This window comes from Psychroserpens luteolus (assembly GCF_021032705.1).
In the GTDB taxonomy this organism is placed as follows: domain Bacteria; phylum Bacteroidota; class Bacteroidia; order Flavobacteriales; family Flavobacteriaceae; genus Psychroserpens; species Psychroserpens luteolus.
Genome location: NZ_JAHVXI010000002.1, coordinates 369,423 through 385,805, shown reverse-complemented (window position 1 = coordinate 385,805; position 16,383 = coordinate 369,423). Strand labels below are relative to the sequence as shown.

Sequence of the window (16,383 nt, the reverse complement as noted above, 5' to 3'; positions counted from 1 at the left end):
ATGTGAACAACCAACTAAAAAAATCAAGATTGTTTAGTCTCTGTATTTTTTATTCTTTTTTTGTTTTTTGATTTTACCATTCTTTCTATAGTAGTAGAAGTCATCATCAAAATCTCCATCATAACCATAGTCATCATATTGGTGTCCTCCAATTCCAGACCCTACACCACAGTTTAGTGTTGCATTGTTATGGTTTACGATACCATTAATATGGACAATCTCTCCCCATCTGTTATAGTTAACTCTAAGTCCGCCTACTTGACGAAGAAATCCATTTCCTCTTTGGTAACTCATATAAACAGAGCCAGCACGTTTAATTCGGCCTCGTCTGTCGTAGTTAATAAATACATTACCAATTCTACGTACTTTGCCATAGCTGTCGTGTGTAATGATAACACCTCTTGGTCTTGGTGTAGAGTAGTGAACTCTGTTTACTGAACCTGGTGCTCCATAAGTAGTGTTAACAGAACCTCTACGAGTTCTTGTGGTTCTGTAGTAGGTTTCTGAAACGGTGTTTCCGAATTCTGTATTGAAATCGAAACTTCCGTCAGGAAAGATTAAAAATTCTACACCACGCTCAATGAACACTATTGGTTCTGCAAAACGATAGCGTGAATTATTAAAATCAATTCCTTGTGTTGCAGTTATTGTTTCTGCTGCTGTTACAGTTGTTAATCCCATCAACAAACCTGTAAATAATAGTACTAATTTTTTCATAGTAAATAAGGTTTTAATTTTGCCTACTCATAATTGTAGCTTTTCGGCTTACGCTATATGCTTAGGATAAACCAATATGTGTGCCAAAGTTTTAATTGTCTGATTTTTAGGTGATTATATTAATTTTCATAAAGGTTTATAAATTCTGATGTATAAAAAGAAACTCCTGACTTCAATTTTTTTATTACTTTTATCTAACTAACCAATCCAATTTATGGAAGATCAAACATCTAAATGCCTAAACTGTGATTCCGAATTAAAAGAGCAGTTTGAATTTTGTCCAAACTGTGGTCAGAAAACAGAAGAAAATCTTACCATGGGTGTGCTGTTTTACAATACGATTAGTAATTACTTTTCATTTGATGCACGTTTTTTAAAAGGCTTTATTCCTTTGATGTTCAAGCCAGGTTTTTTACCTCAAAAGTTTATCGAAGGTAAGCGCTTGGTGTATTTGCATCCAGGGCAGATGTATTTATTTGTTGCTTTTATTTTCTTTTTCGTGTTTTCATTTACGGTTACTGAAAATACAGATGTCCTAAATAAAAAGCTTCAAAAACATGATAATGTTACTCTTGGAGGTATACCGTTGGATAGTATGCAGAAACCTCAATTGGATTCTTTGCAAATTGAGCGAATTACCAAACCCATAAAAGACAATAAAAAGGCATTAGGTATTAAAGATGAAGATGTAAAGGCGCTTGATTCTATTATAAAAAGTGAGGCCAATAAGGATTCTAGAAATACTGCGCTTACCTTTGATTTTGACCAAAAAAAGGTGGACTCGTTGATTAAGATCGACGCTAAAGAGGATGACATTGTTAGGGCTATGGGAATGCCCGAAGATGCTGGGTTTGTAAAGCGAAAGTTCTACACACAAATGCTAAAACTCTATAAAGAAAAAGGTGTAGGTACCATCTTACTTACATTATATAACAGTTTGCCAATAGCTTTATTCTTCTTGTTACCAATTTTTGCGCTCATCTTGAAGATCTTGTATTTTAGAAGAGGACCCTATTCTCATCATTTGGTCTTTAGTTTATACTTCTTTTCCTTTTTATTTACGGCGTTTTGTGTTTTGTATTTAATAAATCTTATTGTAGATATTCCAGATTGGATTGATTGGTTATTATTCTTTTCTACGTTCTTTTATTTGATGATAGCCGTCAAACGGTTTTATAGGCAAGGATGGTTTTTAAGTTGGTTTAAAAGCGGTGTAGCGACGTTTTTATTTTTATTATTCGTAGCGCCTTTAGCCTTGTTTGTGGTTGGCATGTTCTCGTTTATGTTTTATTAGATGCGGCATGCCATATTGGAATATCCAAAAATTTACTCAAGGTTTCTGCATCAGCAATAATACCCTTCAAGTTGTTATGGTCTGTAATATTAATCCGACTTGTATTAGACAAGACTATATTTAGTTCAAAACTATTGAATTTAGAATCGTCATCCTCGATAATTTCACCAATTATTTGAATGGCTACGATATCTGATAGTCTAATAAGATCTTTTCTTATTTTGGTTTTATCCTTGTGAAACCCTTTATAGAAGCGATTTATAGATTTATCAAACACAATAGGAGTGAAGAAGTTAATAAGAATCTTAATAGTAGCGGTTGAAAAAAGAATAAGCCACAGCACCATGAACCATTCATCAATTAGAAAATCGAAGTTGCCAGTTTCTAAGTACTTATGTATTCCAAAACCAATAATTACTGCAGGAATCAAGACAAATACGCCACAAAAAAGAGAATATCCTAAGGTAGGTTTAATTTGAAATTTATGATTCGATACTTTATATAAGATTTGAATTTCAAAGTTTGAACCTCCTTTTGCTATAGGGCTTACAGAAGTTTCTTTTTTTATATGTTCTAAATCAGATATGTCCAAATAGTTATAATTTGTCTTTCAAAAATTGTCCGGTAATTGAAGCTTTAGTTTTTGCCACATCTTCCGGAGTACCTTCTGCTATGAGCTGTCCACCACGATTTCCGCCTTCAGGTCCTAAATCGATGACATAATCGGCACATTTTATAAGATCGAGATTGTGTTCAATTACAATAATGGAATGTCCTTTAGTAATCAATGCTTGGAATGATTTCAGCAGTTTTTTAATATCATGAAAATGTAAACCAGTTGTAGGTTCATCAAAAATAAATAGCGCATTATCACTTTTGGATCCTTTTCCAAGAAATGACGCTAATTTAATACGTTGTGCTTCCCCTCCTGAAAGCGTAGAAGAACTTTGACCTAGAGCCACATAACCTAGACCAACATCTTGCAATGGTTGCAATTTGTTCTTAATTTTTGAAATGTTATGTTGATCAAAAAAAGCTATAGCATCATCAATGGTCATAGTTAAAATATCGTCAATGTTTTTGCCTTCAAAGGTGACTTCTAAAACATCTTTTTTGAAACGCTTTCCATTACAGGTTTCACAGGTTAAATGCACATCGGCCATAAATTGCATTTCAATAGTCACTTCTCCATCGCCTTTGCAAGTTTCGCATCGACCACCATCGACATTAAAGCTAAAATGCTTAGCTTGATAATTACGAATCTTACTCAATTTTTGACTCGAAAATAATGCTCTTATGTCGTCATATGCTTTAATATAGGTTACAGGGTTAGAGCGTGATGAACGACCAATAGGATTTTGATCTACAAACTCAATATGTTTAATGCTTTTATAGTTTCCTTTTAATTCGGTAAACTGTCCAGGTTTATCACCAAATCCTGTAAGTTGTTTTTGAATAGCCGGAAAAAGAATTTTCTTAACTAGTGTACTTTTTCCACTACCCGAAACGCCAGTAACAACGGTGAGCATTTCCAAAGGGAAAGTCACATCAATATTTTGTAAGTTATGTTCTCTGGCACCAACAATTTCGATTTGATATTTTGAGGTTCTTCTATTTTTAGGCAGTTCAATCTCTAGTGTTTCATTGAGGTATTGTGCTGTTAATGATTCCGAATTTAAAATATCTTGATAGGTTCCAGTAGCGACAACTTCTCCACCAAATGTCCCGGCTTCTGGTCCAATATCAATAATTTCATCTGCCGCTTTCATAATATCTTCATCATGTTCAACAACAATAACAGTGTTACCTAAATCACGAAGTGCCTGTAATACTTTAATTAGTTTCTCAGTGTCTTTAGGGTGAAGTCCAATACTTGGTTCATCTAGTATATACATTGATCCTACTAAGCTACTTCCAAGTGATGTAGCCAAATTAATACGTTGACTTTCACCACCAGATAAAGTATTCGATTTTCGGTTTAAGGTTAAGTAGTCTAATCCAACATTGCTTAAAAATGACAATCTGTTGTTGATTTCTTTAAGCAACCGCTTGGCAATACTTGTATCATAATCATCTAGTTCTAATTGCTTGAAAAAAATTGCTAGATTATCAAGAGGCATTTCTACTAGATCAGTAATGGTGACACCTGCAATTTTCACATAATTGGCCTCCTCTCGTAATCGTTTTCCTTTACAGACATTACATTTTGTTTTTCCACGATAGCGCGATAGCATCACGCGATTTTGAATTTTATAGGCTTTAGACTCTAATTCGGCAAAGAATGAGTTCAAGCCTTCAAAATAGTCATTGCCAGTCCAAACCAATTGTTTTTGTTCGTCTGATAATTCAAAAAATGGTTTGTGAATTGGGAAATCAAACTTATGAGAATTATTGACTAATTGATCGCGATACCAACTCATGCTTTCACCTCGCCAAGGAAAAATTGCATTTTCATATACCGATAGCCCAGTATTTGGGATCACCAAATCTTCATCAATACCAATAACATCGCCATAGCCTTCACATTTTGGACACGCACCATAAGGATTATTAAAGCTAAAGAGATGTGGATTGGGCTCTAAGAAGGTCATTCCGTCCAATTCAAAACGATTATTGAATTCTGTACGCTTTTGATCAGAAAGGGATTCAATAGTACAAGTCCCTTTTCCCTCAAAGAAAGCAGTTTCGATAGCATCTGCCAATCGATTATAAAAGTCTTCTTCATGTTTAACTACAATTCGGTCAACAACTAAGAATACATCTTTTTTTATACGCTTCTCGATAGCATCATCAATTCTTAAGACTTCTTCATTATACTGAACTCGAGCATATCCTTGTTGCTTTAAAACATTTAGTTTATCATCCATTGTACGTCCGTCTTCCAAAATAATAGGAGAGAGGAGCAATAGTTTGTCACGATCATCAAAAGACTTTACTAAGTCTAAGACGTCTTTGGTACGATGCTTTTTAACCAACTCTTCGGAAATAGGCGAGTAAGTCTTCCCGATTCTTGCAAACAGTAATTTTAAATAGTCATAGATTTCAGTTGTAGTTCCAACAGTAGAACGCGGATTAGTACTATTTACTTTTTGTTCAATAGCAATAGCAGGAGCAATACCTTTGATAAGATCAACTTTTGGTTTATTGAGCCTTCCTAAGAATTGACGTGCATAACTAGATAAACTCTCTACATAACGACGCTGACCCTCAGCATATAGGGTGTCAAAAGCTAAACTTGATTTTCCAGAACCCGATAAACCAGTAATTACCACTAATTTATTCCTTGGAATAACGACATCAATATTTTTTAGGTTGTGCAATTTTGCACCTTTTATGATGATATTTTCTTTAGGGTTTAGGTCTAAAATGTTACTGTTCATAGGAGTTGTAGCGAATAAGAAAGTGCAAAGATACGTCTTTTGATCAAGCTTAGAAAATGAATTATTGTTCATTAAAATGTTAAAGTTTTATACTTTTTTTTGGAATTCCGGAATGATTGTTGTTATATTTGAGAACATAAACAGTTAAAACCGAGTTGCCTATATTGTAATATTACTTTAAAAAATGTAACCCCAAGCTTAGATTAAATTCTTTGCCCTTAAAGTAATAATTATGAGACACGAACTTATCACGGACGCTGTTTTAGTAAAAAACTACATGAATGGAGACGAAAGCGCTCTATCTGTCCTTATCCACAGACACAAACAGAAAATTTACAGTTTTATTTATTCAAAAGTCTTTGATAGAGATATCACTGAAGACATATTTCAGGATGCTTTTATTAAGGTTATTAAGAACCTAAAACTTGGGAAGTATAATGAAGAAGGTAAATTTTTACCTTGGGTGATGCGTATATCTCATAATTTGGTAATTGATCATTTCAGAAAGAACAACAGAATGCCAAAATTTGATAATTCGGGTGATTTTAATATTTTTTCTGTGTTAAGTGATTCGGCTATGAATGCTGAAAAACGTTTGATTAAAGACCAGGTGGAATGTGATTTAAGACGTATTATAGAAGAACTTCCTGAAGATCAAAAAGAGGTGTTGATTATGCGTATGTATAAGGATATGAGCTTTAAGGAAATCTCAGACAGAACGGGTGTTAGCATTAATACTGCTTTGGGGAGAATGCGTTATGCACTCATTAATTTAAGAAAGGTCATCGATAAGAATAATATTATTTTAACCAATTGATACAATAAGTTAAGTTTTGTTGCGTTTACAAAGGTGATAACAAACTAAAAAACGTAAAATGGCAAAACTTTACTCAGAATGTCCCCAAAAACAAAACGACCTCAACCCAAAAGAAGAGACAGTGGATTTTCTTTTGAATTATTCCAAGGCTTTAAGTGTTATACATTATAATAATTTGAAGTTTGAAGCACTTCAAAACTAAATTTGAAAAAATCCTGAATCGTTAGTCTTCAGGATTTTTTTTTGCCTTTTTCACAAATTAGTATATATTTTTAATCTTCAATGTCATGTGTCTTGAATAATACTTCGACATAATTACTAGTTGTTAAGTATTCCTGTTTTAATCGTTTTAAATAATTGATGATATCATCTCTGTCGTTATAATTGGGCTTTAGGCAATTATTAGAATCATTGTCCCAAATAGTTATAGCGATATACCAATTGTCATGCCTAGACATATAAAAATCTGACAACTGCGAACCTATATTTTTAGCTTCTAAAGCTAAATCGACAACGATAGGTACAAAGTTGAGTGTTTTATTTGGAATTTCAGCTTCATAAAAAGATAGAAAATATTGTTTGTTCTTTAGTTTGAATGGGACATCGTAATCTACATCTATATGGTTTAATTGGAACTTAGTGTTGATGTAATTGTAGAATTCATTCGCTTCTTTTGTGTCTTGAAAAATAAAGGCATATTCCTTTGGTAGTGTACGTCTGAACTTTTTTGGCGACCATTATTTTTAGTCTTTAATTTTTGGGGCTATTCTAACAGGTATACATGAGGTGACTAATATAATTAGCGCGAAATAGTAGATTGATTTCATAAAAAGAGTTTCCTCTTTAATGCACAACTATTATACCAAATAGACGATTATTACCTATTTCAGCTTTTTGTAATAATCATCTAGAACCGACTTTCTACCTATAGTCTTTGTGATGATGTCTTTATCTAGATTCCAACCTCTAGCTGGTGAATATTCTCTTCCGTACCAAATGATTTGTAAATGAAGATCATTCCATAACTCTTTTGGAAATAAGCGTTTTGCATCTTTTTCGGTCTGTACCACATTTTTGCCATTAGTTAGATTCCAACGGTACATCAAACGATGGATGTGTGTGTCTACAGGAAAAGCAGGAATACCGAAAGCTTGAGACAATACAACAGCAGCAGTTTTATGACCTACCGCTGGAAGTGCTTCAAGTTCCTCATAGGTTTGTGGTACTTTACCATCGTGCTTGTCGATCAAAATATGTGATAAGCCATAAATGCCTTTACTTTTCATAGGAGACAGACCAACAGGTTTTATGATTTCTCTTATCTCTTCAACCGAAAGCTTAATCATATCATATGGATTATCAGCTTTTTCAAACAAAAGTGGCGTAATTTGATTAACGCGAACATCGGTACTCTGAGCAGACATTAACACTGCTATAAGTAAGGTATAGGGATCTTTATGTTCTAAAGGAATTGGAATTGTTGGGTAAAGCTCGTTTAACGTTCTTATAACAAAATCTACTTTCTCTTGTTTGGTCATTGTTGTATATTTGATCACAAAAATAAGCAATATGAAGACATTAAAAGCAGGAGACAAAGTACCAAATTTTACAGTCAATGATCAAGATGGTAATGCGGTCTCTCTTTCAGACTACAAAGGAAAAAAATTAGTTGTTTTTTTCTACCCTAAAGCCAATACGCCAACATGTACAGTAGAAGCTTGTAACTTGGGAGAAAATTATAAAGCTCTACAAGATGCAGGTTATGATATCTTAGGTGTAAGTGCCGATTCTGAAAAGCGTCAATCTAATTTTAAAAATAAATTTGATTTTCCTTATCCGTTATTAGCAGATACAGAAAAGGAAGTAATCAATGCGTTTGGAGTTTGGGGACCTAAAAAGTTTATGGGACGTGAATTTGATGGTATCCACCGCATCACGTTTATTGTTAATGAGGATGGTGTTGTTGATCGTGTTATTGATAAAGTAAAAGCCAAAATTCATACAGACCAGATTTTAGAAGCATAACAGAAATAGGATATAAATACGAAAAAAAGCCGCAATATTTAATATGCGGCTTTTTTATATATATCTTTTAGATAACTTATTCTCCTAAGTGTACCTGCTCAGTTTCACAACCAAAAAGACTCTTTTCTTTGATAAGGGTTGAAACACCTTCAGGAAGCATGTTTTCCCAACCATCTTCTCCTTCGGCAATCATTTTTAATACTGTTCTAGAGAACACATTTAATATAGATTCATCGAAATCTGTGATATCCACAACCTTACCATTATACTTAAAGAATTTGTATAATTCTTTCATTCTAGGATGCACTTTTAAGTTTTCACTATCTGTTAATGTACCATCATCATTTTGCATAGGGTAAAGGTAAACACGTAAGTCTTTAAAGAATAGTTTTCCAAAGGCTTCTAAAATCCCACCACTCAAGTGACGATAGTATTTCTCATCAAAGATATCTACTAAGTTATTCACGCCCATAGCTAATCCCATTCTACTCTTTGTATATTGAGAGAAGTATTCTACAAGTTTATAATACTCTTGGAAATTTGAAATTAAAACGGTTTGACCTAAAGAACATAATAGTCGTGCACGATCCATAAAATCTTGCTCATCGATTTCTCCTTCAGCTCTAAGATTGGATAAAGTAATTTCAAAAATCACCTGAGTTTTTTCGGGATCAACTTTATTTTCTTTAATAAACATGTCATAAGATTTCTTATACATGTCCATATTAACTTTAGTTACAGGTCTAAAACTACCGCGTAAAGTCAAGATGTTTTTCTTGTATAGTACTCTAGCTGGTAATACGTTATTTCCGTCAGGAGCAAACATGACCGCATCAGTCATTCCATTTTTAACAAGTTGTAAACTCATTAAACGGTTATCGACATCTTCAAACACAGGGCCAGAGAAATTGATGGTATCTATTTCAACTTGATCTTTATCTAAGTGATCATAGAGGTAGCGCAATAACTTTCTTGGTTCATTGTACTTATAAAAAGCACCATAGATAAGATTAGTTCCTAAAACACCTAATGTCTCTTGTTGCAGTCTGGCATCATTCTCTTTAAAACGAATGTGCAATACAATTTCGTTATAGCCTTGATTTGGATCTACTTGATATTTAATACCAACCCAGCCGTGTCCTTTATATTTCTTTGCAAAATCAATAGTTGCTACTGTATTTGCATAGGCAAAGAACATTTTATTTGGATGTACATCCCTCTTAATTCGTTCTTCTACTAAGTTTACTTCATGGTCTAACATTTTCCGAAGTCGAGCTTCGGTTACATAACGTCTATCATTTTCAATACCATAAATCGCATCACTGAAGGCTTTGTCGTAAGCAGACATTGCTTTTGCGATGGTTCCGGAAGCACCTCCAGCTCTAAAGAACTGACGAACAGTTTCTTGGCCAGCTCCAATCTCGGCAAATGTTCCGTAGATATTCTCATTTAAGTTGATGCGTAAACATTTCGTTTTTAGCGAAGGAATCTCATCAAATTCTTTGTCTCCTTTTAAGGTTATCTCCATCTTTTATTTTGGGTTTGTCAACAATACAAAGGTATTAAAATAGGTGTTCAAACTAAAAAAATAAGTTTTATTTTTGCAGCAAATAAAATTAAAGTTGAAAGTTACATTTTTAGGCACAGGAACATCACAAGGTATCCCAGTAGTTGGAAGTGATCACCCTGTATGTTTGAGTAATAACCCTAAGGACAAACGTTTACGGGTTTCGGTGTTGATTGAGTGGGACAATTACACCTATGTCATCGATTGTGGCCCAGACTTTAGACAACAAATGCTAAACGCTAATTGTAGTAAGATTGATGGAGTAGTGTTTACGCATGAACATGCAGATCACACAGCAGGTCTAGATGATATTCGTCCGTTTTATTTTCGTCAAGGGGATATTCCGTTTTATGCGCACAAGCGTGTTTTGGGAGAATTAGCTAAGCGTTTCAATTATATTTTTACAACAGAAGATAAGTATCCAGGTGTGCCAAGTGTAATTCAGCATGAAATTAAAAATGAACCTTTTTTACTAGGAAATTTAAACGTTGTACCTGTAAATGGTTATCATCATAAATTGCAGGTATTCGGATTCCGTTTTGGAGATTTTGCATATCTCACCGATATGAAGACCGTTGCTGAAGAAGAAATTGAAAAAATTATAGGAGTTAAGGTTTTAGTTGTTAATGCTTTACGTGAAAAAGAACATATTTCTCATTTCAATCTTAATGAAGCTTTAGCTTTTATTGAAAAAGTAAGACCAGAAACAGCTTATTTAACTCATATTAGTCACTATTTAGGTTTTCATGATGACGTACAACAAAGATTGCCAGAAAACGTTTATTTAGCTTACGATAACTTACAAATAGAATTATAATTATTATGAAGAGTAGAATTTTTATGTACCTGTTTATTTTCACATTGTTGCTTGTGATTTTTCAATTTGTGAATTCAAAGAATATCATAGAAGAATATGACGGACAACTAACCAGTTATAAGGATGTGAATACACAACTTAGAGATTCTATTAGAACGATGGAGGATAACATCGTTGAAGATCTGTATACGTTTAGGTTTGATACAAATGACGATGCCATGACGTATTGGGAAAATAGAGGTTTTAAGATCTCAGAATTTGTCCCATCAATAAAAGACGGACTTATTAGTCTTAACGAATATGATACCGAAGATCATCCGTTAGTGCCTTTTGCATCGATGTCTGGTGAAAAAATGCGTATCGATCAAATTAGAATGCTCAACCACAGATGGATCATTCTTAATTTTACAGATGGAAAATATTTTGGAGAAATGCTTTTAGGTTATGATTTAGATGAAAAAGGAAATGTCAAGTTCACAGAATTAGGGTCTTTATTGTATCAACCCTAATTTTATTGGTGTTGTTTTAACCATGTGTCTCTGGTAATACTAAAGACATTATACACATCTACTAATTTCTCGAAAGTCATACCGTTTTTTTTAGCTACAATTTCTGAACCTATATTATCTACATGCATCATGGATATAAGGTTATTTCTTAATTCATGTTGAAAACAGAAATTTTTACATTTTATGGCAGCTTCTTGCGCATAACCTTTTCCCCAATACTCTGGAAGAATAGAATACCCAATTTCTAAGCGTTCTTCGTCTTCAACGGTTTGAATAAGTAATCCACTTTGACCAATAAGCTTATCAGTGCTTTTATCAATTAGTGCATTCATACCACCAAGGTTATTGTTATATCTATGAAACACTTTATTGAACCAAAACTCACATTGTTCCTGCTGTGATAATCCTTTAGGCATACCTAAAAACTCATCTACACGTTCTTCTTTGAATAGAGGTAGCCAACTGTTGAAGTCATCTTTAGTGACTAACCTAAAATATAAGCGTTCTGTTTCTTCGCCTGTAAGAAGGTAGTTCATAGGTTTAAATTCGTTGTTCCAACCAGCTTCTAAATTCATAAAAATTTTGTGGTGCTACACCATGGCCAACAGGAAATTCAGAATAGGTATGCTTAATACCAAGATGATCTAAGAATTTTGGTGCTTTTCTTGCCCAATCTACAGGAATGACTTGGTCTACACTTCCGTGAGAACAATAGAAATCAAGATGTGAGTAATCACTGTTTTGGCTATTTGTGATCATATCTTCACTAACATAGCCACTTAAGGCTACAATATTTTTTACTTTTTCTGGATAGGTAAGAGCGACCGCATAGCTTAAAATAGTGCCTTGGCTAAAACCCAACAAGGTAACATTCTCTTTATTAACAGGATAGGTTGCACAAGCTTCATCGATAAAGCTTGAAATTTTATCTCGCGATTCGATAGCTTGTTCGACATCATTCCATTTGTTTTGTTGTGCATCAAAATTAATAGCATACCAAGCATTTCCAAAAGGTTGCATTGGGTATGGTGCTCTTAAAGAAATGATAAACAACTCTTCGGGAAGTTCTTGCGCAAATGAAAACAAATCATTCTCGTCACTACCATAGCCATGGCACATGATGAGTAATGGAGCATTCTCTTTTAACGATGATGGCCTAGTGATATAATGTAATTTCATATTGTTATTTACCTATGTTTGAAAACCACTTTTGGAAATAAGGCCCTAAAACAGGAATAGTTTGAAGTTTTCCTAAAAATGCAATAATGAACCCATATAATACTAATGTACCAAAAAACACCCATAAGCACATACGCAACGTTGCAGAATCAAAGTTGCTAACACTTATGGCACATATCAAGTAAGCCAACCATAAGCCTAACGCTTGTCTTATATGAAAACTAGTGAAAGGGTTTTTTTTATCTGCATTTAAATAATAAGCAATTAGAGTTCCAAAAATAGGAAGGTAGCTCACGCAAGCCAAGGTTTTTCCTTGTTTTATGATATCTTCAGTCATTATATTTATTTGATTAGTAGTTGGTTATTTGCTACAATACCATATACAGTTCCGTTGAGTTCTTTTCCTTTGTATATAGCGTTTTTAGATGTAGATAAGATGTTGTCATCTGAAAAGGTATAATTTCCACTTGGATTGAAAAGCGATACATTAGCATCATTACCAACTGCAATAGGAGTTGTTGTTAAACCAAACCGTTCTCTACCTTTAGTCAATAATTCTATGGTTTTCTTTACTGTGAATATAGAATTCAAAGCTCCAAAGGCACTTTCAAGTCCAATGGTACCATATTTAGCATAATCAAACTCAATTTTTTTGTGCTCGATATCTAAAGGATTATGATCGCTAGTCACCATATCGATAGTACCGTCTTTTAGTCCGTCAACAAGTGCATCAATATCATTTTGAGTTCTCAAAGGAGGTAATACTTTATAGTTGGTGTCAAAGGTGTTGAGTTGTTCATCTGTATATAAGATATTATGAATAGCAACACTACAAGTGACATCTAGTTTTTTCTGTTTCGCCGCTCTAATTAACGCGACAGATTTTGCAGTAGATACTGTTGGAATATGGAGTTTCCCTTCGGTGTATTCTAAAATAAACAAGTCTCTTGCTATTTGTAATTCTTCTGCTAAGGCAGGATTTCCTTTTAGTCCCAATGACGTACTTGTCACATTTTCATTCATGACTCCCAATCCACTAATTTTTGATTCTTGTGGAAATGAACACACCAATCCACTAAAGTTACTAGCATATTGTAAGGCTAGTTTCATGAGATTCGGATTTGAAATAGGTTTTTGGTAATCATAAAAAGCTACGGCTCCAGCTGTTTTCATATCAAATAACTCAGCTAGCTCTATACCATCACTGTTTTTGGTTAAAGCTCCAATAGGATAGAGGTTTACTGCATGTTTTGCAGCTTTTGATTTTAAAAATGAAATATCAGCATATGAATCGATAACAGGGTTTGTATTGGCATTTACTGCTATACTTGTAAAACCTGAGTAAGCGGCTGTTTGGAGTCCGTTATCTATAGTTTCACGTTCTTCAAAACCGGGTTCGCCAAAACTCACACTACTATCAAACCAGCCTTGAGATACATGGAGGTTATCTAATCTTATTTCTTTGTAGTTTTTTGGATTTTGTATGCGTTTAGAGATTTGGGAGATGGTCCCTTTTTCTATTAAAATATCAACGGTTTGATTGTGAAAATCGCTTTTAGGATCAACTATAGTGGCGGATTTTACAAGTACGTTCATTTCAGAAATTTTAAGATAAGCATTTCGATGATTAAGAAAATCACTGCAAAAATAACAAACCATTTCCATAGTTCATTAACATTCGTTGCACTTTTGATATCACTTATGGCTGTAGCCACCGAATTATTCATACTGGTATTCGCAATGTTTTGAATATCAAAGTAATTTAATTGACTTTCATTTCTATTAAAATTAAAGCTTAAATTTTTAAGAAAACTATCTTTATTTTTAACCGAGATAATACCAGCTATGTCTGGATAAGTGTTTGTAATAAGCTCCACTTTATTGTCATAGGTTTGCTGCAAAGGAATTACAGAATTGTCACCATTTACGAGTGTTAAAATATCGTCCTGTTGTAATTGCGTTGCAATATCTATACTGTTTTCTTGTCCAATAGTGTAAAATAGATTGCCAGTTTTCAAGCTTTGTTTTCCAATATTATAGAGCACAGGAACAATTAGCGGAGAGTTTTTAAAATTCGAATTTGCAGGATCTAAAGCTGCTGAAAATCTAAAGGCAGTTCCTGATTGCGCCAAAAATGACATTCCATCTTCAAAACTTAAAATAGAGTTGACAGAGTTTGTTGCATTGGTATAAAATGAATTTACCTTTGGATATTGAAAATTGTTAACACGTTTATCAAATACATTGTTAAGTAGCGGATGTGAAAAATTAATCGTTGTAATCTTTTTTTCTATCGAATTAATAGCACCAAAATTAGAAAGGTTATACTGGTTAAACAATTGATTATAAGCGATTAAAGTTGAATTTACTGAAGGTATTATTAAAATACTTCCTCCGTTGTCGGTAAATGATTTCAACGTCGTAATGAGAGCGTTTGGAATTGTATTTAATTCGTTTAAAATAATTAAATTTTGACGTTCGATCGTATTGTAATTTAGCGCATTAAAATTTGATGATGTGTATTCAAATTCATCACTTGTATATATTTTTTTAAGAAAGAAATCATCAGCTTCATTTATAGCTAGAACGTTTATTTTTTCACGTCTATCAATATTGAAATACAGGGTATTATCATACTGAAGATTACTATCTTCTATAACAAGCTTACCATTAAAAACAGTGTTTACAGGGATTGTGAAATTGGTTGTCGTCTCATTACTAATGTTTACAGCCGTTTTTGCAATGAGTTTATCATCATTATATAATGACACAGGCAAGGTTTCTATAGGGTCTCCTTGATTTTTTATACCTACGGTGAGTTCAATATTCTCTACTGTGGTTTTTGATATAAACACACTATCAATACCAATATTGCTTTGATTTGTAGGTTTAAGCTGTACTAATTTCAAGTTGATTAGGCTATCGTTTGTAGCAGTTATGGCCTCAGCTTTTTGCTGAAAATCGGATACTAACACGAGATTTTTGATGCTGCTTTCATCATTTGAGAATAACTTTTTCCCTTTTAAAATGGCAGCATCATAAGCTAGTTGATTTGCTGAGTGCTTTAATTGGATCAACTCATTTTTAATGGCTTTTATGCTCGTATTATTAAAGTTTGCATCGTTAGTGAAAATAGAAAGCTGTTCATTCTCGTCAACGTTTTCTATAATGTCTTGTATAGCCGAATTCAACAAACTGCCATTAGTACTTGGTGATTGCATACTAAATGAGTTGTCGAGATAAATAACTGTTTCACTTTTTGTATTGAAGCTTTCAGAATTTGAAATGTAAGGTTGTGCAAAAGCAATGATAGTAAAAGCCAAAAGCAATAAACGTGTAATTAATGTAAGCCACTTTTTTAATTGTGAGCTTTTACGTGTTTGAATGGTTAATTCCTTTAAAAATTGAACATTAGTAAAGGGGACGCTCTTGAATTTTCTTAATTGAAATAAGTGAACAATAATTGGAATGATAAGCAGAAATAAAGCGTAAAGAAGTTCTGGGTGTTTAAACTGCATTCCTTTTTTTGGGATTGTTTTTGTTTGGAATCAAATATAGAAAATGATAAGCGATTAGTTGCTTTAGCTTTTGAGAATTTTAACGTTTATCTAATTATCAAAGTAAGGCTATTGCTTTTTTTTCATTTCTCTAATAGGCGTCATGCTTCTTGCTTGAAGTTTCCACAACCCTTCATGTTTTGTAAATACACTCATATAGCGCATGTTAGGAATTGGATTTCCCATGATTTTTCCATCTAATTTCAATACGCCAACAATAATGGCACTATCTGCATTTACGATAATTGTATTAGCTACAACGTCAACACTTGAAACATTAAGATTCTTGATGCCTTTAATAGCCTGTGATTTGCTTTCAGTGATGCCAATACCTGCTATTAAAATGAAATCATCTTTAACATGTTCATTAAAGAATGCTTCATTTTTATGAAGTGCATATTCTTTGTAAATATCCTCATTTAACTGAATGAGTTTCTCTTTTATGTCTTTTTCAGAATTTTGACTAAACACTGAAAACGGTAAAATTAATAGTACAATTAGATATTTCATAATGACTTGTT

At 33.3% G+C, this 16,383-nt stretch carries 18 protein-coding genes; 6 read left to right on the top strand and 12 right to left on the bottom strand.

The annotated features are described in order from the left end of the window. Positions 1–33 precede the first annotated feature (33 nt). The gene (locus KWG70_RS07400; RefSeq protein WP_230935360.1) at positions 34–717 is read right to left on the bottom strand and encodes a hypothetical protein; all 684 of its coding nucleotides are present in this window, start codon (positions 715–717) and stop codon (positions 34–36) included. Between the two features lie 214 nt (positions 718–931). Between KWG70_RS07400 and KWG70_RS07395 the strand changes: the two genes are divergently transcribed. Next, positions 932–2,011, top strand: coding sequence for a DUF3667 domain-containing protein (locus tag KWG70_RS07395; protein WP_230935359.1), 1,080 nt, complete (start codon positions 932–934; stop codon positions 2,009–2,011). On the opposite strand, the gene KWG70_RS07390 is transcribed toward KWG70_RS07395, so the two are convergent. Then, positions 1,998–2,603: a hypothetical protein gene (locus tag KWG70_RS07390; protein ID WP_230935358.1), complete on the bottom strand. Its 606-nt coding sequence runs from the start codon at positions 2,601–2,603 to the stop codon at positions 1,998–2,000. The two genes, KWG70_RS07395 and KWG70_RS07390, sit on opposite strands and share 14 nt — an antisense overlap. A 4-nt stretch (positions 2,604–2,607) precedes the next feature. Further along, the gene (uvrA, locus tag KWG70_RS07385) at positions 2,608–5,391 is read right to left on the bottom strand and encodes an excinuclease ABC subunit UvrA (protein WP_230935663.1); all 2,784 of its coding nucleotides are present in this window, start codon (positions 5,389–5,391) and stop codon (positions 2,608–2,610) included. Between the two features lie 232 nt (positions 5,392–5,623). Here uvrA and KWG70_RS07380 point away from each other — a divergent pair, with 232 nt between their 5' ends. Together KWG70_RS07380 and KWG70_RS07375 are read left to right on the top strand one after the other, a co-directional pair. Next, a complete protein-coding gene (locus KWG70_RS07380) occupies positions 5,624–6,208 on the top strand; it encodes an RNA polymerase sigma factor (RefSeq protein WP_230935357.1) in 585 nt (194 codons plus the stop codon). Positions 6,209–6,266: 58 nt separating this feature from the next. Continuing rightward, positions 6,267–6,410 carry a hypothetical protein gene (locus KWG70_RS07375; RefSeq protein ID WP_230935356.1) on the top strand — a complete coding sequence of 48 codons (144 nt, stop codon included), beginning with the start codon at positions 6,267–6,269 and terminating at the stop codon, positions 6,408–6,410. 70 nt (positions 6,411–6,480) lie between these two features. On the opposite strand, the gene KWG70_RS07370 is transcribed toward KWG70_RS07375, so the two are convergent. Next, the gene (locus KWG70_RS07370) at positions 6,481–6,681 is read right to left on the bottom strand and encodes a hypothetical protein (protein WP_230935355.1); all 201 of its coding nucleotides are present in this window, start codon (positions 6,679–6,681) and stop codon (positions 6,481–6,483) included. A 408-nt stretch (positions 6,682–7,089) separates the two neighbouring features. Beyond that, entirely contained in the window at positions 7,090–7,746 is a 657-nt protein-coding gene (locus KWG70_RS07365; RefSeq protein ID WP_230935354.1) for an endonuclease III domain-containing protein, read from the bottom strand. 31 nt (positions 7,747–7,777) lie between these two features. On the opposite strand from KWG70_RS07365, the gene bcp reads away from it, so the two are divergent. After that, the gene (bcp, locus tag KWG70_RS07360; RefSeq protein WP_230935353.1) at positions 7,778–8,233 is read left to right on the top strand and encodes a thioredoxin-dependent thiol peroxidase; all 456 of its coding nucleotides are present in this window, start codon (positions 7,778–7,780) and stop codon (positions 8,231–8,233) included. Between the two features lie 76 nt (positions 8,234–8,309). Here the strand turns inward: bcp and KWG70_RS07355 are convergent, their stop codons facing one another. Next, positions 8,310–9,761: a TonB-dependent receptor gene (locus tag KWG70_RS07355; RefSeq protein WP_230935352.1), complete on the bottom strand. Its 1,452-nt coding sequence runs from the start codon at positions 9,759–9,761 to the stop codon at positions 8,310–8,312. Positions 9,762–9,855: 94 nt separating this feature from the next. Between KWG70_RS07355 and KWG70_RS07350 the strand changes: the two genes are divergently transcribed. Both KWG70_RS07350 and KWG70_RS07345 read left to right on the top strand, forming a co-directional pair. Further along, positions 9,856–10,617 (top strand): MBL fold metallo-hydrolase, encoded by a 762-nt coding sequence (locus KWG70_RS07350; protein ID WP_230935351.1) that lies wholly within the window; start codon positions 9,856–9,858, stop codon positions 10,615–10,617. Positions 10,618–10,622: 5 nt separating this feature from the next. Beyond that, positions 10,623–11,126 carry a hydrolase gene (locus KWG70_RS07345; protein ID WP_230935350.1) on the top strand — a complete coding sequence of 168 codons (504 nt, stop codon included), beginning with the start codon at positions 10,623–10,625 and terminating at the stop codon, positions 11,124–11,126. A 2-nt stretch (positions 11,127–11,128) separates the two neighbouring features. On the opposite strand, the gene KWG70_RS07340 is transcribed toward KWG70_RS07345, so the two are convergent. From KWG70_RS07340 to KWG70_RS07315, 6 genes are all read right to left on the bottom strand, one after another. After that, on the bottom strand, positions 11,129–11,662 hold the full coding sequence (locus tag KWG70_RS07340) for a GNAT family N-acetyltransferase (protein WP_230935349.1): 534 nt from the start codon (positions 11,660–11,662) through the stop codon (positions 11,129–11,131). A gap of 4 nt (positions 11,663–11,666) precedes the next feature. After that, the gene (locus tag KWG70_RS07335) at positions 11,667–12,305 is read right to left on the bottom strand and encodes an alpha/beta hydrolase (protein WP_230935348.1); all 639 of its coding nucleotides are present in this window, start codon (positions 12,303–12,305) and stop codon (positions 11,667–11,669) included. A 4-nt stretch (positions 12,306–12,309) separates the two neighbouring features. Next, the gene (locus tag KWG70_RS07330) at positions 12,310–12,642 is read right to left on the bottom strand and encodes a hypothetical protein (protein ID WP_230935347.1); all 333 of its coding nucleotides are present in this window, start codon (positions 12,640–12,642) and stop codon (positions 12,310–12,312) included. A 5-nt stretch (positions 12,643–12,647) separates the two neighbouring features. Further along, positions 12,648–13,901 carry a dihydroorotase gene (locus KWG70_RS07325; RefSeq protein WP_230935346.1) on the bottom strand — a complete coding sequence of 418 codons (1,254 nt, stop codon included), beginning with the start codon at positions 13,899–13,901 and terminating at the stop codon, positions 12,648–12,650. After that, complete coding sequence (locus KWG70_RS07320; RefSeq protein ID WP_230935345.1) at positions 13,898–15,823, bottom strand: BatA domain-containing protein; 1,926 nt, start codon at positions 15,821–15,823, stop codon at positions 13,898–13,900. Before KWG70_RS07320 ends, KWG70_RS07325 begins: the two co-directional genes overlap by 4 nt. Positions 15,824–15,931: 108 nt before the next feature. Continuing rightward, positions 15,932–16,372: a nuclear transport factor 2 family protein gene (locus KWG70_RS07315; protein ID WP_230935344.1), complete on the bottom strand. Its 441-nt coding sequence runs from the start codon at positions 16,370–16,372 to the stop codon at positions 15,932–15,934. Between the last annotated feature and the right edge of the window lie 11 nt (positions 16,373–16,383).

What these genes read in the sequence shown, in the direction of transcription:
- KWG70_RS07400 (WP_230935360.1), bottom strand. Translation starts at nt 717, where the DNA reads ATGAAAAAATTAGTACTATTATTTACAGGTTTGTTGATGGGATTAACA.
- KWG70_RS07395 (WP_230935359.1), top strand. Translation starts at nt 932, where the DNA reads ATGGAAGATCAAACATCTAAATGCCTAAACTGTGATTCCGAATTAAAA.
- uvrA (WP_230935663.1), bottom strand. Translation starts at nt 5,391, where the DNA reads ATGAACAGTAACATTTTAGACCTAAACCCTAAAGAAAATATCATCATA.
- KWG70_RS07380 (WP_230935357.1), top strand. Translation starts at nt 5,624, where the DNA reads ATGAGACACGAACTTATCACGGACGCTGTTTTAGTAAAAAACTACATG.
- KWG70_RS07375 (WP_230935356.1), top strand. Translation starts at nt 6,267, where the DNA reads ATGGCAAAACTTTACTCAGAATGTCCCCAAAAACAAAACGACCTCAAC.
- KWG70_RS07365 (WP_230935354.1), bottom strand. Translation starts at nt 7,746, where the DNA reads ATGACCAAACAAGAGAAAGTAGATTTTGTTATAAGAACGTTAAACGAG.
- bcp (WP_230935353.1), top strand. Translation starts at nt 7,778, where the DNA reads ATGAAGACATTAAAAGCAGGAGACAAAGTACCAAATTTTACAGTCAAT.
- KWG70_RS07355 (WP_230935352.1), bottom strand. Translation starts at nt 9,761, where the DNA reads ATGGAGATAACCTTAAAAGGAGACAAAGAATTTGATGAGATTCCTTCG.
- KWG70_RS07345 (WP_230935350.1), top strand. Translation starts at nt 10,623, where the DNA reads ATGAAGAGTAGAATTTTTATGTACCTGTTTATTTTCACATTGTTGCTT.
- KWG70_RS07340 (WP_230935349.1), bottom strand. Translation starts at nt 11,662, where the DNA reads ATGAACTACCTTCTTACAGGCGAAGAAACAGAACGCTTATATTTTAGG.
- KWG70_RS07335 (WP_230935348.1), bottom strand. Translation starts at nt 12,305, where the DNA reads ATGAAATTACATTATATCACTAGGCCATCATCGTTAAAAGAGAATGCT.
- KWG70_RS07330 (WP_230935347.1), bottom strand. Translation starts at nt 12,642, where the DNA reads ATGACTGAAGATATCATAAAACAAGGAAAAACCTTGGCTTGCGTGAGC.
- KWG70_RS07325 (WP_230935346.1), bottom strand. Translation starts at nt 13,901, where the DNA reads ATGAACGTACTTGTAAAATCCGCCACTATAGTTGATCCTAAAAGCGAT.
- KWG70_RS07320 (WP_230935345.1), bottom strand. Translation starts at nt 15,823, where the DNA reads ATGCAGTTTAAACACCCAGAACTTCTTTACGCTTTATTTCTGCTTATC.
- KWG70_RS07315 (WP_230935344.1), bottom strand. Translation starts at nt 16,372, where the DNA reads ATGAAATATCTAATTGTACTATTAATTTTACCGTTTTCAGTGTTTAGT.